Genomic DNA, 14,661 nt, shown 5'->3' on the forward strand with positions numbered 1-14,661 from the left:
TCATGAGCCTGCGTTAGTCTGACCGTTCTTTGCTGTCTGCCGAGCTTTCCATGCCTGACCTGCTTGACCGCTACCCGCTCACGGCGGGCACTTATCACGAACTGCTCGACGACAGCGGCGCCGTGCGCCCGCACTGGCGCCGGTTGTTCGAGCAGTTGCAACGCAGCACGCCAGCGCAATTGGTGCAGCGTCAGGCACTGTTGACCCGGCAAATCCAGGAAAACGGCGTGACCTACAACGTCTACGCCGACCCCAAGGGCGCCGATCGGCCGTGGGAGCTGGACCTGCTGCCGCATGTGATTGCCGCGGATGAGTGGCAACAGTTATCGGCGGGGATCGCCCAACGGGCTCGACTGTTGAACGCCGTGCTGGCTGACCTTTACGGTCCGCAGCGCTTGATTGCCGAAGGGCTGCTGCCGGCTGAACTGGTATTCGGTCACAACAATTTCCTCTGGCCCTGTCAGGGCATTACGCCGCCGGACGGGGCCTTTCTGCATTTGTATGCCGTTGATCTGGCGCGTACGCCGGACGGCCGCTGGTGGGTGACGGCGGACCGAACTCAAGCGCCATCCGGTGCCGGGTATGCGCTGGAAAACCGCACCATCGTGTCCCGGGCCTTTCCCGAGTTGTACCGCGATTTGAAGGTGCAGCACCTGGCCGGGTTCTTCCGCACGCTTCAGGAAACCCTCGCCCGTCAGGCCCCTAGTGATGATGACGTGCCGTTGATCGTGCTGCTGACGCCGGGGCGTTTCAACGAGAGCTATTTTGAACATCTGTACCTGGCGCGCCAGCTCGGTTATCCACTGGTGGAAGGCGGCGACCTCACGGTGCGCGATGCCACGGTGTACCTTAAAACCCTCAGTGGCCTGCGTCGGGTTCACGCGATCATGCGTCGGCTCGATGATGACTTCTGCGATCCATTGGAGCTGCGGACCGATTCGGCCCTCGGTGTGCCGGGCTTGCTCGAAGCCGTGCGCCAGGGGCGGGTGCTGGTGGCCAATGCCCTCGGCAGCGGCGTGCTGGAGTCGCCGGGGCTGCTGGGCTTTCTGCCGAAGATCAATCAATTCCTGTTCGGCGAAGAACTGATCCTCCCCTCCATCGCGACGTGGTGGTGCGGCGAAGCGCCGGTGCTGGCCCAAGCGTTGGAGAAACTGCCTGAATTGCTGATCAAACCAGCCTTCCCTTCGCAAAGCTTTGCTCCCGTGTTTGGCCGCGATCTGAGTGAAAAACAGCGTCAGGCCTTGGCTGAGCGCATGCAGGCACGACCTTATGCCTATGTCGCGCAAGAATTGGCGCAATTGTCCCAGGCACCGATCTGGCAGGCGGAGGACGGTCAACTGCAACCACGAGCCATCGGTATGCGTGTGTATGCGGTGGCCAGTCGCGACGGTTATCGAGTGCTGCCCGGCGGTTTGACCCGGGTGGCCGCCGAGGCGGATGCCGAAGTGGTGTCGATGCAGCGCGGCGGTGCGAGCAAGGACACCTGGGTATTGGGGGATCGTCCTCCCAGCGGCGAGCAATGGAAAACCCAGCGCACGATCGGCGTGCATGACCTGGTTCGACGCGATCCGTACCTGCCGTCACGGGTGGTGGAGAACCTGTTCTGGTTTGGCCGCTATTGCGAGCGGTGTGATGACAGTGCGCGACTGCTGCGGATCATGCTGGCGCGCTACGTCGATGGCGATGATCCGCAAGCCCTGGAAGCGGCGGTCGATCTCGGCGAGCGACTGAATCTGTTGCCGGACGAAGGCGAGTTGCCCGAGCGATTGTTGGCCGCGCTACTGGGCGATGATTGGCCGTTCAGCCTGCGCTCCAACCTTCAGCGTTTACAGTGGGCCGCCTCGCAAGTACGCGGCAAGCTCTCGCGGGAAAACTGGCAGGCGCTGGTCGAATTGCAACGCGAAGCCATGGAGCTGGAAACCGAAGAACCGGATTTCGGCGAGTTGCTGGATTTCCTCAACCGCTTGGTGATGTCCCTGGCGGCGCTGTCCGGTTTTGCCTTGGACGACATGACCCGGGATGAAGGCTGGCGCTTCCTGATGATTGGTCGACGGATCGAGCGACTGCAATTTCTCAGCGCCAGCCTGGCAGCGTTTCTGCGAGGAGCCGGCGCCTTTGATCAGGCCGGGCTGGAATGGCTGCTGGAACTGGGCAACAGCAGCATCACTTACCGTTCGCGGTATCTGGCGGTGGCGCAGTTGATTCCTGTACTCGATCTTTTGCTGCTCGACGAGCAAAACCCTCACGCGGTGCTGTTCCAGTTGAAACTGGTGACCCGTACGCTGAAACGCTTGAACGACGATTTTGGTGCGCCTCCCGAAGCGGGTCTGCCGCAACTGGTGGAGCGCTTGGCGCGCTTCGATCTGGGCTGCCTGGAGAATTCACTGTTCGGCGAAGTCAGCGTTCGCGCCGCCATCAACGGTCTGGCGGATTTGCTGCAAGAGATCGCCGATGCCAGCGGGCAAGTGTCGGATCGTCTGGCCTTGCGCCATTTCGCCCATGTCGATGATGTCAGCCAGCGCACGGTGTCCGTCTGATGAGCGCCCATTACCAGATTCTCCACGACACCCATTATCACTACGACAGCCCGGTGTCCCTCGCCCAGCAACTCGCGCACCTGTGGCCACGGGCCTGCGCCTGGCAGCGCTGCACCGAGCAGCATTTACAGATCAGTCCCGACCCGACCTCGCGCCGGGACGAGCTGGATGTATTTGGCAATCCGCTCACCCGATTGGCATTCGAGCGGCCGCATGATGAATTGCTGGTCAACGCCCGGCTCACCGTCGAGGTGCTGGCCCGGCCAACGCTGGATTTCACTCAATCCCCCGCGTGGGAAGAAACCCGCAATGCGCTGACCTACAGCAGCCAGCCGCTTTCCCCTGAGTTGCTGGAAGCGTGCCGTTACCGGTTCGAATCGCCCTACGTGCATTTGAAACGCAACTTTGTCGAATTTTCGGAAAGCTGTTTTCCATCCGGGCAGCCGTTGTTGCTGGGCGTCCAGGCATTGATGGAGAAGATTTTCAGCGAATTCACCTTCGACGCCGAAGCGACCCAAGTGGCGACGCCGCTGGTGGAGGTGCTGGAACGTCGACGCGGGGTGTGTCAGGACTTCGCTCACCTGATGCTCGCTTGCGTGCGCTCCCGTGGCCTGGCGGCGCGTTACATCAGCGGCTACCTGCTGACCCAGCCACCACCCGGCCAGCCGCGACTGATCGGCGCGGATGCGTCGCATGCCTGGGTTTCAGTGTTTTGCCCGGTGCTGGGCTGGGTCGATTTCGATCCGACCAACAATGTGCAGCCTGCCCTCGAACACATCACCTTGGCCTGGGGTCGGGATTTCTCCGATGTTTCGCCGTTGCGTGGGGTGATTCTGGGGGGAGGCAGCCATGATCCGGAAGTCCGAGTCACCGTGATGCCACTGGATTAACGCAGATCCCCTGTGGGAGCGACGGTGCGACGATTCGACCTGCTCGCGATTACGGTGTGTCAGTCGATATGAATGTTGAATGACACACCGCAATCGTCGGAACGCCGCCCGGAGCAGGCTCACTCCTACAGGGGGCTGTGCATGTCAATTCGGGATGGGGTATTTCAGAGGGGACTGTGAGGGTCAGCAACATCGCTGCTGACCCTGGACACAGATCCGGTGGGCCTGATCAGATCATCGGGCCCTGAGGGTCTCAGGCGTCGGGCGCCTGATCTTTCGGTGCTTCAGTTTCGTCTGTAGCCACTTCGCCTTCGGCATCCGGGTTCAGTGCTGCTGCTTCTTCTTCAGCTGTAGCTTTCTTGCGCTGAAGCTTTTCCTCTTTCTTCTGCTCCTTGGCCAAGTCTCTCTGACGTTTGGCGAAGGAATAATTAGGTTTAGCCATGGGCGATCCTCTGGGGTCGAAGGTGAGGTTGAGCGGCGCATATTCTGCCCTGTATCGGTGCCGAGCCGTTAGCTGGGTTTTTGCTCTGTCCACTTCGGCACCACTGTCGGCTGCCAAGCGTCCAGGGCATCGAGCAGGGTTTGCGGCGATTCGCTCAATTGCAGCATGTCACGGTGCGCTTCGCGAACGAAGCCTTCGCCGACGATATGATCAAGAAAACCGGTCAATTTGCTGTAAAAACCATTCACTTCCAGCAGGCCGAGCGGTTTGCCGTGGTAGCCGAGCTGGCCCCAGGTCCAGACTTCGAACAGTTCTTCCAAAGTGCCCAGACCGCCAGGCAGCGCGATAAATGCGTCGCTGAGCTCGGCCATCCGCGCCTTGCGCGCATGCATGCCGTCGACCACTTCCAGGCGAGTCAGGCCGCTGTGGCCGATTTCCTTGTCTTTGAGGCTTTGCGGGATGATCCCGATCACTTCACCACCGGCTGCCAATGCCGCATCGGCGACGATGCCCATCAGCCCGACGGCGCCGCCGCCATAGACCAGGGTCAGCTTGCGCTCGGCCAGTGCTCGCCCGAGGGCGACAGCCGCTTCACGATAAGCCGGGTTGGTGCCGGTGCTGGCACCGCAAAATACACAAACGGACGCTAAAGACATGCCTTACTCCATGGTCAGGATGGCCACAGAGTAAAGGCAGGCGCACGGCGCTCCAAGGTCTAAACTTCGCGTTCAGGTGTTTCGTAGGTGCCGCTGGCGCCGCAGGCATAAGCGGCGAGCAAACTGCGTAACAGGCTGTTAAAGGACATGACAGGCGCTCCAGATGAGGGATGACGCCCTGATGATAGGGCCGGGCCAGACGTCTGGCTGGTAGATTGTTTCGATAGGTGTCATAGCCCGAAAGTTGTATACAATTTTTGATTCAGGTCATAGGAACTTGCGAAGTTTTCAGGCAGTCTTCTGTCCATTCGCACTTTTGTTAACCCTGCCTTGGAGATTCACCATGTTTGCCAAACTTGTTGCGGTATCCCTGCTGACACTGGCCAGCAGCCAACTGATGGCTGCCGAATGCAAGGTCACTGTCGACTCCACCGATCAGATGTCCTTCAACACCAAGGCCATCGAAATCGACAAAAGCTGCAAGACGTTCACCGTTGAACTGACTCACTCCGGCAGCTTGCCGAAAAACGTCATGGGCCATAACTGGGTGCTGAGCAAAGAAGCTGATATGCAGCCGATCGCCACCGCTGGCCTGGCTGCCGGCATCGACAAGCAATACTTGCCGGAAGGTGATGCACGCGTCATCGCCCACACCAAAATCATTGGTGCCAAGGAAACCGACTCGGTGACGTTCGACGTGTCGAAGCTCGATGCCAACGAGAAATACGGCTTCTTCTGCTCGTTCCCGGGCCACATCTCGATGATGAAAGGCACTGTGACGCTGAAGTAACGCTTTCGGCATCAACGAAAAACGCCGCTGCGAGGCTGTCGCAGCGGCGTTTTTTTGTCTGAGCGAAGCCTTTCTGTTCATTCGTTCTTCACAGAGCCGATTTGGCGAGCAAACCGTTGGTCGGCTAACAGCGTTGACCTGTTATTTCTGACAGTAGACGGCAAATTGGACGGGATGTCTGATGGACTGGATGTCGCACATTGGCGTGCGATAACTGTGGAAAAAAGGAGTTTTCATGAATGATTTAACCCTCGATCTCCAGAATAAAAAGGCAGGTTTGCAGCTTCCTAGTCGCCAGCGTCCCCGCTTCACCCCTGTTATCAGTTCGGTAACAACCTCATCAGGTGTCCCCGTTCAAAATGGCGGCGGTACTACCGAGACATCTTTGAGTCTCGTCGGCGTGGGGCCAGTCAACACAAAGGTGCAGATTTTTGACGGCTCTGTTTTGTTACAAACCGTCAATGCTGACGCCACTGGTCACTGGAGCGCTTTACTAAAAGATCTGCAAGTTAGTACCCATGCATTCTCGGCCGTCGGTGTTGATAATCAACACTCGCCGCTGTGGATTGTTCACATTGAAGCAGCAATCAGACCCGAAATCGTTAACGTAACAAATTCAAATGGTCAAATAATCGAAGACGGGGGCATTACTAATGATAGGTCTTTGCGTCTTTTCGGGAAGGCAGACCCTAAAAATAAAATTGCGGAGCTTTTTGACCTTGACTGCATAAAAGCTTACGCAGTCGTGGAAGAAGGCGGTGATTGGCATGTTCAACTTAATGATGTGGAGTATGGCCACCACACGTATCAGGTGGTGACGCCTGACGGTCAAGTGTCTGGCATATGGACAGTTATCGTAAATTCAACTGTCATTGAAACCATCAGCGATTCCAAGGGCAATATCCCGCACTTCGGCTCAACTACCGAGACGTCATTAACTTTCGTCGGAAGTGCCGAGGGTGATCAAAAGTTAAGCTTGTACGATAGCGGTGAACTAAAGGCGACCGTCAACGTAGTTAATCGCCACTGGAGTGCAAGACTTGACGGATTGAGTGTCGGCCCCCACGAGTTCGAGGCGATTTCCGAAGATGGAAATCGGTCGGAATCGCAAGTCATTTTCGTGGTAGCGGAAACCCCCAGCATCGTGTCTGTAAAAGATTCCACGGGGAAGTCGTTGGGTAGTGGTGATAGCACGAGCGAGACCACCGTGACGCTGGAGGGGCATGCGGCTCCAAATGAAGAGGGGCGGCTTGTTGACTACAACGGAACGCTTCAGCACTTTGTGACTAATCAGTACGGCCATTGGAGTGTTCAAGTAGAAGGCCTGGCGGTGGCTGTTCATACATTCAGAGTGGTCATGACCGGTGGTTTAACGTCTACTCCATGGATTGTCCAGGTTATCGAACCGACAAAGAAATAGGCCTAACTATTTTTAAAGCGCGCTAAAGAAAAAGCGCGCTGAAGATAAACTCTTCAGCGCGCTTTCTTGTTTCATTCAGAGCTCAAGGCGCAAACGGCATCACCCGCTTGTGATGCGTCTTCTTTATAGGTGTCGCAAATAATCTTGAACGCTTCCTCACGCACCGGCTTGCCGTGCAGGAACGCATCGATCTCGGCATAGGTAACGCCGTGGGACGCTTCGTCCGGTTTGCCCGGTGACAGGTCTTCAAGGTCGGCCGTCGGGTTTTTTCCTCCATCGATTCTGGCGCGCCGAAACTGCGGGCGATGTCGCCAGACCACTCAAGGGTGGCAGGTCGCAGGGGGACGTCGTGATTGATCGCAAGATGCCGCTGATCGGAACTACCGCTGACCTGTAAGTTCTGACAGTAGACGGAAAACTTGATCAGGTATCAGATTCAAGAAACCGCACGATCACGAAGATGTGCGCCTGGAAAAGGAAAATTGCTGTGAGCCAAAATCAATCTTCTCACTCAAAGAATGAAAAGAACCCGCCACTGCACATCATTAGATTCTTTAACCATTACGGCGACGATGTTCCTCTCAACGGTAGGAGCGACCATACCTCTTTTAGTTTCTACGGTGAGGGGAATCCGGAAGATGAATTACAGTATTTTGATAACGGTACGCCGATAGGAAGAGTCACCGTAAATGAGTTTGGTCGATTCGATGTTGGACTACGTAACTTGAAAGATGGTCTACACGCAGTGCACGTTCGGGCTCCTTTCGGGCAAGAGTCATTCCCGTGGAAATTCACTATCGACACGTCTGAATACCCCTTGCTCGACAAGATCATGGGCTCCGATTCATTTGTCGAGGACGGCGCAACGGTCGATGAAAACTCATTGGTTTTCCACGGGCGCGCGGACGCTTCAGAGACATTGCGGTTGTTTATTGATGACACGCCAGTGGCTACTGTCCGCGCAGGCGATAATGGACTTTGGCGAGCGTTGATTGTCGAACTCAACAACGGCAAGCATACGTTTAAGTTAACAAAGCCAAAGGGTCAGTCAACCCGGACAGTCACGCTACAAATAGTGCAGCGCCCGGCTTTGCCGGATTTTGTGATCACATCAGTGACCGACAGCGAAGGGCAGGGCGTGCCGCATGGTGGGGCTACCAGCGATACAGTCTTGAATTTGGAAGGCAAAGCTAGACCCAACGAAAACGGTACTATTTATGTAGGCCATATTGCCTATGCCGGGTTCCTTGCTGATAAAAATGGCAATTGGGTCGTCACACTTGAGAATCTGAACAAAGGGGTCCTCTTCTTCAAGGCAAAGTCTGGCATCGAAGACCGTGCCTCTGCAGCATTTGCTATCGACATACGTGAGGCTGTGGTTTAGTCAGACACTGCGAAACGCATCTCAAAATGCCCACAGAAATCTTCCTGTGGGCATTTTTTTACTTCCCCGCTTAAGGAGCAAACGGCATGACCCGCTTGTGATGCGTCTTCTTATACGTATCACAAATAATCTTGAACGCTTCCTCACGCACCGGCTCACCATGCAGGAATGCGTCGATCTCGGAGTAGGTCACGCCGTGGGACGCTTCGTCCGGTTTGCCTGGCGACAGGTCTTCAAGGTCGGCTGTCGGGATTTTTTCCACCAGCGATTCCGGTGCGCCGAAACTGCGGGCGATGTCTCGAACCTGGTTTTTCACCAGACCGCTTAACGGGGCCAAGTCGCAGGCACCATCGCCGAACTTGGTGAAGAAGCCCATCACCGCTTCCGCCGCGTGGTCGGTACCGATCACCAGGCCCTGCGCCGCGCCGGCGATGGTGTATTGGGCCACCATGCGCATCCGCGCCTTGGTGTTGCCGAGCACAAAATCCACCGAGACCGCGTGCTTGCCTTCGAAGGCCGCCACTTCATTGGCCAGGGATTTCACCGCCGGGCCGATATTTACGGTATGGCGTTCGTCCGGGGCGATGAAATCCACCGAGGCCTGAGCGTCGTGTTCATCGAACTGGGTTTCGTACGGCAGGCGCACGGCGATGAACTTGTAGCTTTTGTCGCTGGTTTGCTCGCGCAGTTCACGCATGGCGCGTTGGGCCAACAGGCCGGCGGTCAGGGAATCGACGCCGCCGCTGATGCCCAGCACCAAGGTCTTGAGCCCGGAATTGACCAGGCAATCCTGAATGAAACTGATACGCCGGGCGACTTCGGCCTCGAGGGCGGCATGGTCGGCGAACGGCGGTTGAACGTTGAGCTGCTCAGCAATCTCACGCTGTACGGCTTGCATGAATTCACTCCTTGCTAGTGGTGCCAGATGTGCTGGAAAGGGCGGCAGGTACTTTGAAAACGTGTCGCAAATAGGCGACGAAATTCGGGTCTTTGCAGTGAGTCTTGCCAGGCTCATCGGAAATCTTCGCCACGGGCTGGCCGTTGCAGGCCGCCATTTTAAGCACGATGCTCATCGGTTCGACACCCGGAATATCGCATGTCAGGTTGGTGCCGATACCAAAGCTGACATTGATCCGACCACGCAACGCCCGGAATATTTCCAGGGATTTGGGCAGTGTCAGGCTGTCGGAGAACGTCAGCGTCTTGCTCATCGGGTCGATGCCCAGCTTTTGATAGTGGGCTATCGCCTTTTCTGCCCAGATCACCGGATCCCCGGAGTCATGGCGCAGACCGTCGAAGAGTTTGGCAAAGAACAGGTCGAAGTCGTTGAGGAAGGCATCCATGGTGATGCAGTCAGTCAAGGCGATCCCCAGCAGGCCTCGATACTCGCGCACCCAGCAATCGAGGGCGGCAATCTGGCTGTCGATCAGCCGTGGGCCGAGTTGCTGGTGCGCCATGATCCATTCGTGGGCCATGGTGCCCAAAGGTTTCATGTCCAGCTCCCGTGACAGGTGCACGTTGCTGGTACCGACGAAACGCCCGGGAAAATCGTGCTTGAGCACGTTCACCACTTCTTCCTGCACACGATACGAAAAGCGCCGACGGGTGCCGAAATCGGCTACCTGCAGTTCGGACAATTCGTCTGTACTGGCGTTGGCGGTGAGCCAATCGAACTTGCGGTAGAGCTGCTCGCGCGCCTGCTCTAGAACGATTTCCCGGTAGCGATAGCGGTTGCGCACTTCGCTGACGATGGACAGCAGCGGCACTTCAAACAGGATCACATGCAGCCATGGCCCGCGCAGACGGATGAACAGCTCGCCGTTTTCAATCCCGGTGTGAACGTAGCGCAGGTTGAAGCGGAACAGCCCGAGAAAACGCAGGAAGTCCGGCTTCATGAAGCTGATGCGCTCCATGAAGCTCAACTGGTCGGCGCTCAGGCTCAACTCGGCCAGGCGCTCGATCTGAAAGCGGATCTCCGCCAGGTAGGGGCGCAAGTCCTCACTATTACGGCAACGAAACTCCCATTCGACTTCCACGTTCGGGTAGTTGTGCAGTACCGCCTGCATCATCGTCAGTTTGTAGAAGTCGGTGTCGAGCAGGTTCTGCACGATGCGATCGCCAAACACGCTCTCGCTCATAACGGGGGTCTCCAGGCTGGCCGCGGCCCGTGGCGGCGACGTTTCAGCTGTTTCAATGAATGGGGCTAGTGGCGCATATCAGTGACAGTTATTGCCAGCAATTTTTTAGACCGAAGCGGATTACTGTGGGAGCAGGCTCACTCCCACAGGGAAATGTATGAAGCTTCAAATCGGTGATGCGTCCGGGCTATCAATCTGCTCCAGCATCCACTTCACAAAATCCCGCACCTTGGGCACTTCCGCTGAATGCTCGGGATACGCCAGGTAATAGGCATCGGTGCTGGGCATCGCGTGCTGCCAGGGTATGACCAGTTTGCCGTCGGCCAATTCCTCTTCCACCAAAAAACGCGGCAACAACGCCACGCCGCAGCCAACCTGGGCTGCGCGGATGCACATATAAAAGGTTTCGAAGCGCGGGCCGTGGTAGCTGTGTTCGGTGTGGTAGCCCTGACTGTCGAACCAGTCGTGCCAGGCCTGGGGCCGCGAGGCGTTTTGCAGCAGGACCAGGTCGGTGAGTTGCGTAGGATCGGTGAACGGCGTGTCTGGCAGGCTGCCCGGGGCGCAGACGGGCACCAGTTCTTCGCCAAACAGCTTCAGGCATTCGGTGCCGGGACGGGAGCCCTGGCCGAAGTAGAACGCCAGGTCGCTGCGACCTTGCAGCAAATCATCGGCTTCCTGCTCGCTGCACAGGTCCAGGTGGATCGAGGGATGGCGCAGGCGCCAACCTTTCAAGCGCGGCACCAGCCAGCGGGCGCCGAAGGTCGGAGGGGTTGAAACGCGTAAGACTTCGGTCTCGCCGCCGTAGGAACGCAGGTAATGAGTCGACATCTCGACCTGCGTGAGGATTTTTCGTACCTCCACCAGGTACAAATCACCGGCCGGGGTCATTTGCAGGCGTCGGCGCACGCGGCGGAACAGCAGGTGCTGCAGCAACTCTTCCAGTTGCGCGACCTGTTTGCTGACGGCGCTCTGGGTCAGGTTCAGCTCTTCGGCGGCCCGGGTGAAGCTCAAATGCCGGGTGACGGCCTCGAAACACTGCAGTGCAGTGATCGACGGCAGGTAGCGTTTATTCAGCATGGACGGTCCTTTTTCTTGTTTCTTTTACTGCCAGCAATTCAAAGCATGAATAAACGGAATGATATCTCTCTTAAAGGTCGTTTGTTGGGTAACCTCCGGGGAGCTAAAACTACAGGTCTGATCAGCCGTGAATATCCGGCTGCACGTTTTCTGTTTTTTGCTTGAGGAGTGACCCATGGTTGCCGCATTGCTTGATCGTCTTGGTGTGAACCCGGCCCGGTACCAGAACGGCAAAGTGCCGGTGCATTCGCCGATCGATGGCAGTCAGATTGCCGCCGTGAACTGGGAAGGCGCTGCTGAAGTCGAGCAGCACATCAGTCGTGCAGATCATGCGTTCGAATTGTGGCGCAAGGTCCCGGCTCCGCGCCGCGGCGAACTGGTGCGTCAACTGGGCGACATCCTGCGCGAATACAAGGCTGACCTCGGCGAGCTGGTGTCCTGGGAAGCTGGCAAGATCACTCAGGAAGGCCTGGGTGAAGTTCAGGAAATGATCGACATCTGCGACTTCGCCGTCGGCCTGTCCCGTCAGCTGTACGGTTTGACCATCGCTTCCGAGCGTCCTGGCCACCACATGCGCGAAACCTGGCACCCGCTGGGCATCGTCGGTGTGATCAGTGCGTTCAACTTCCCGGTCGCGGTCTGGGCCTGGAACACCACGCTGGCGCTGGTCTGCGGCAACCCGGTGATCTGGAAGCCGTCCGAGAAAACCCCGTTGACCGCACTGGCCTGCCAGGCGCTGTTCGATCGCGTACTGAAGAACTTCAGCGACGCACCTCCACACCTGAGCCAAGTGATCATTGGCGGCCGCGATGCCGGTGAAGCCCTGGTCGATGACCCGCGTGTCGCGCTGATCAGCGCCACCGGCAGCACCCGCATGGGTCGTGAAGTGGCGCCGAAAATCGCCGCACGTTTCGCCCGCAGCATTCTGGAACTGGGCGGCAACAACGCCATGATCCTCGCCCCAAGCGCTGATCTGGACATGGCCGTTCGCGCCATTCTGTTCAGCGCCGTCGGCACCGCCGGTCAACGTTGCACCACCCTGCGTCGTCTGATTGCCCATGAGTCGGTGAAGGAAGAAATCGTCACCCGCCTCAAGGCTGCCTACTCCAAAGTGCGCATCGGCAATCCACTTGAGGGCAACCTGATCGGTCCGCTGATCGACAAGCACAGTTTCGACAACATGCAGGACGCGCTGGAACAAGCCTTGAGCGAAGGCGGCCGGGTGTTTGGCGGCAAGCGTCAGCTGGAAGACAAATTCCCTAATGCCTACTACGTTTCGCCGGCCATTGTTGAAATGCCGGAACAGAGCGATGTGGTCTGCAACGAAACCTTCGCGCCGATCCTGTATGTGGTCGGTTACAAGGACTTCGACGAGGCCCTGCGCCTGAACAACTCGGTGCCACAAGGCCTGTCCTCGTGCATCTTCACCACCGACGTGCGTGAAGCCGAGCAGTTCATGTCGGCGGTCGGCAGCGACTGCGGCATCGCCAACGTCAACATCGGCCCGAGCGGCGCGGAAATCGGCGGCGCGTTTGGTGGTGAGAAAGAAACGGGCGGCGGTCGTGAGTCGGGCTCTGATGCATGGCGCGGCTACATGCGCCGCCAGACCAACACCGTGAACTATTCGCTGGAGTTGCCGTTGGCTCAGGGCATTACGTTTGACTGATCCTCAAGTCGAACAGTGATCCCCTGTGGGAGCGGGCTTGCTCGCGAATGCAATCTGTCAGCCGACATCAATGGTGGCTGATACTCCGCTTTCGCGAGCAAGCCCGCTCCCACACTGATTTGTGTGTTGGTTAGGTTTCCGTTGGAGTCTGGCAATGCCGTTACGCGAAGAGTGTCTGTGGGAAAAACTGACGCCGCAAAGGCCTGACAATGCCGCGCTCAAGGGCGAAGTAACCGTCGATGTCTGCGTCATTGGTGCAGGTTTCACCGGTCTGTCGGCGGCGGTGCATCTGCTGGAAAAAGGTAAAACGGTCTGCGTGCTGGAAGCCCATCGCGCCGGTCATGGCGGTTCGGGACGCAACGTCGGGCTGGTCAACGCCGGGATGTGGATTCCACCGGACGAGATCGAAGCCGGGTTCGGCGAAGAAGTCGGCAGTCAGCTCAATCGCATGCTGGGTGCGGCGCCGTCCCTGGTGTTCAGCCTTGTGGATAAATACAACATCGATTGCCAGTTGCGCCGCGAAGGCACGCTGCACATGGCGCATAACGCCCGTGGCGAAGCCGATCTGCGCAGTCGTGAAGAGCAATGGAAGCGTCGCGGGGCGCCGGTCGAGTTGCTGACCGGACAAGCTTGCGAGCAAGCGACGGGCACCAAAAAGATCGCTGCCGCGTTGCTCGACAAACGTGCAGGCACGATCAACCCGATGGCTTACACCACGGGGCTGGCCAAAGCGGCCATCAGCCTCGGAGGTCAGCTGTTCGATCATTCTCCGGTCACCCGACTCGAACGTCAGGGCCAACGCTGGTCGGTACAAACCGCTCAGGGTTCGGTGCTTGCCGAGCAAGTGGTCATCGCCTCCAACGCTTACACCGAAGGCGACTGGACCGAGCTGCGACGCAATTTCTTCCCCGGTTATTACTATCAGGTGGCTTCGGTCCCGCTGACCGAAGACGCCGCGCAGCAAATCCTGCCCGGCGGACAGGGTTCCTGGGACACTCGCCAGGTGCTCAGCAGTATTCGTCGCGACAAGGACGGTCGTCTGTTACTTGGCAGTCTCGGCAATGGCAATCAGAAACCGGCCTGGTTTCTCAAGGCCTGGGCGGATCGGGTTCAGCAGCACTATTTTCCCTACCTCAAACCCGTGGAATGGGAATGCACCTGGACCGGTTGCATTGCATTTACACCCGACCACTTGATGCGTTTGTTCGAACCGGCGCCCGGTTTAGTGGCAGTCACCGGTTATAACGGCCGGGGCGTGACGACAGGGACGGTGGTTGGCAAAGCCTTCGCCGATTATCTGTGTAACGGAAATCCTCAGGCGCTGCCGATTCCCTTCGCCCCCATGCAGCCGCTGGCGGGGGTGGGTTTGCGCAGCTGTCTGTACGAGGCCGGGTTCTCGCTGTATCACGCAGGCCAGTGCTTGCGGATCGTTATTTGATTGTTGAAATTTGTTGCTGGAAGCGGCGCTTTTCGGCGCAGCGACTAGCCTGTAAAAGGTGCGGGTTGTAGCAGTACCGCACCAGCAGTGTGCACTTCGGTGACGCACGTTGTTACAGGCTGGTTGCACGTCGTTTGGCGCCGCGGTTGCAATGATGGCGCGTGCGGGTTGCGCCTTTAAAAATAAATGGTTTCACCTTCCGCGGTTTAGACGGTTGCACGCC

The 14,661-nt window shown here is 57.8% G+C and carries 12 protein-coding genes and 1 pseudogene; 7 read left to right on the forward strand and 6 right to left on the reverse strand.

All coding sequences use genetic code 11. The features are described from left to right. Positions 1-50 precede the first annotated feature (50 nt). Positions 51-2,537, forward strand: a complete 2,487-nt coding sequence (locus tag ACYZT8_RS02460; RefSeq protein WP_461978955.1) for a circularly permuted type 2 ATP-grasp protein — start codon at positions 51-53, stop codon at positions 2,535-2,537. Further along, the gene (locus ACYZT8_RS02465) at positions 2,537-3,427 is read left to right on the forward strand and encodes a transglutaminase family protein (RefSeq protein WP_461978957.1); all 891 of its coding nucleotides are present in this window, start codon (positions 2,537-2,539) and stop codon (positions 3,425-3,427) included. The genes ACYZT8_RS02460 and ACYZT8_RS02465 overlap by 1 nt, the downstream gene beginning before the upstream one ends. A 253-nt stretch (positions 3,428-3,680) precedes the next feature. On the opposite strand, the gene ACYZT8_RS02470 is transcribed toward ACYZT8_RS02465, so the two are convergent. Then, positions 3,681-3,869, reverse strand: coding sequence for a hypothetical protein (locus tag ACYZT8_RS02470; protein WP_007947526.1), 189 nt, complete (start codon positions 3,867-3,869; stop codon positions 3,681-3,683). A gap of 68 nt (positions 3,870-3,937) precedes the next feature. Continuing rightward, on the reverse strand, positions 3,938-4,525 hold the full coding sequence (locus tag ACYZT8_RS02475) for an LOG family protein (protein ID WP_461978959.1): 588 nt from the start codon (positions 4,523-4,525) through the stop codon (positions 3,938-3,940). Between the two features lie 343 nt (positions 4,526-4,868). Here ACYZT8_RS02475 and azu point away from each other — a divergent pair, with 343 nt between their 5' ends. Together azu and ACYZT8_RS02485 are read left to right on the forward strand one after the other, a co-directional pair. Then, a complete protein-coding gene (gene azu, locus ACYZT8_RS02480; protein ID WP_461978961.1) occupies positions 4,869-5,315 on the forward strand; it encodes an azurin in 447 nt (148 codons plus the stop codon). 235 nt (positions 5,316-5,550) lie between these two features. Then, positions 5,551-6,735 carry a hypothetical protein gene (locus tag ACYZT8_RS02485; RefSeq protein WP_461978963.1) on the forward strand — a complete coding sequence of 395 codons (1,185 nt, stop codon included), beginning with the start codon at positions 5,551-5,553 and terminating at the stop codon, positions 6,733-6,735. Between the two features lie 82 nt (positions 6,736-6,817). Here ACYZT8_RS02485 and nadE (ACYZT8_RS02490) read toward each other — a convergent pair. Continuing rightward, positions 6,818-7,077, reverse strand: a pseudogene (nadE, locus tag ACYZT8_RS02490) (ammonia-dependent NAD(+) synthetase); the annotation flags it as partial. Positions 7,078-7,222: 145 nt separating this feature from the next. On the opposite strand from nadE (ACYZT8_RS02490), the gene ACYZT8_RS02495 reads away from it, so the two are divergent. Then, positions 7,223-8,119: a hypothetical protein gene (locus ACYZT8_RS02495; RefSeq protein ID WP_461978965.1), complete on the forward strand. Its 897-nt coding sequence runs from the start codon at positions 7,223-7,225 to the stop codon at positions 8,117-8,119. Positions 8,120-8,189: 70 nt separating this feature from the next. Here the strand turns inward: ACYZT8_RS02495 and nadE (ACYZT8_RS02500) are convergent, their stop codons facing one another. From nadE (ACYZT8_RS02500) to ACYZT8_RS02510, 3 genes are all read right to left on the reverse strand, one after another. Beyond that, positions 8,190-9,017, reverse strand: coding sequence for an ammonia-dependent NAD(+) synthetase (gene nadE / locus ACYZT8_RS02500; protein WP_461978967.1), 828 nt, complete (start codon positions 9,015-9,017; stop codon positions 8,190-8,192). Positions 9,018-9,021: 4 nt separating this feature from the next. Further along, a complete protein-coding gene (gene pncB / locus ACYZT8_RS02505) occupies positions 9,022-10,257 on the reverse strand; it encodes a nicotinate phosphoribosyltransferase (RefSeq protein ID WP_461978969.1) in 1,236 nt (411 codons plus the stop codon). Positions 10,258-10,422: 165 nt separating this feature from the next. Beyond that, entirely contained in the window at positions 10,423-11,334 is a 912-nt protein-coding gene (locus ACYZT8_RS02510; RefSeq protein ID WP_461956998.1) for a LysR family transcriptional regulator, read from the reverse strand. A 175-nt stretch (positions 11,335-11,509) separates the two neighbouring features. On the opposite strand from ACYZT8_RS02510, the gene amaB reads away from it, so the two are divergent. Both amaB and amaA read left to right on the forward strand, forming a co-directional pair. After that, positions 11,510-13,000, forward strand: coding sequence for an L-piperidine-6-carboxylate dehydrogenase (gene amaB / locus ACYZT8_RS02515; RefSeq protein WP_461978971.1), 1,491 nt, complete (start codon positions 11,510-11,512; stop codon positions 12,998-13,000). Positions 13,001-13,154: 154 nt separating this feature from the next. Next, positions 13,155-14,438, forward strand: coding sequence for an L-pipecolate oxidase (amaA, locus tag ACYZT8_RS02520; protein ID WP_461978973.1), 1,284 nt, complete (start codon positions 13,155-13,157; stop codon positions 14,436-14,438). Positions 14,439-14,661 lie beyond the last annotated feature (223 nt).

The organism is Pseudomonas sp. LB3P93, from assembly GCF_054898025.1.

Excerpts from the sequence above, each read along its gene's own strand:
- ACYZT8_RS02460 (WP_461978955.1), top strand. The coding sequence starts at position 51 with ATGCCTGACCTGCTTGACCGCTACCCGCTCACGGCGGGCACTTATCAC.
- ACYZT8_RS02465 (WP_461978957.1), top strand. The coding sequence starts at position 2,537 with ATGAGCGCCCATTACCAGATTCTCCACGACACCCATTATCACTACGAC.
- ACYZT8_RS02470 (WP_007947526.1), bottom strand. The coding sequence starts at position 3,869 with ATGGCTAAACCTAATTATTCCTTCGCCAAACGTCAGAGAGACTTGGCC.
- ACYZT8_RS02475 (WP_461978959.1), bottom strand. The coding sequence starts at position 4,525 with ATGTCTTTAGCGTCCGTTTGTGTATTTTGCGGTGCCAGCACCGGCACC.
- azu (WP_461978961.1), top strand. The coding sequence starts at position 4,869 with ATGTTTGCCAAACTTGTTGCGGTATCCCTGCTGACACTGGCCAGCAGC.
- ACYZT8_RS02485 (WP_461978963.1), top strand. The coding sequence starts at position 5,551 with ATGAATGATTTAACCCTCGATCTCCAGAATAAAAAGGCAGGTTTGCAG.
- nadE (WP_461978967.1), bottom strand. The coding sequence starts at position 9,017 with ATGCAAGCCGTACAGCGTGAGATTGCTGAGCAGCTCAACGTTCAACCG.
- pncB (WP_461978969.1), bottom strand. The coding sequence starts at position 10,257 with ATGAGCGAGAGCGTGTTTGGCGATCGCATCGTGCAGAACCTGCTCGAC.
- ACYZT8_RS02510 (WP_461956998.1), bottom strand. The coding sequence starts at position 11,334 with ATGCTGAATAAACGCTACCTGCCGTCGATCACTGCACTGCAGTGTTTC.
- amaB (WP_461978971.1), top strand. The coding sequence starts at position 11,510 with ATGGTTGCCGCATTGCTTGATCGTCTTGGTGTGAACCCGGCCCGGTAC.
- amaA (WP_461978973.1), top strand. The coding sequence starts at position 13,155 with ATGCCGTTACGCGAAGAGTGTCTGTGGGAAAAACTGACGCCGCAAAGG.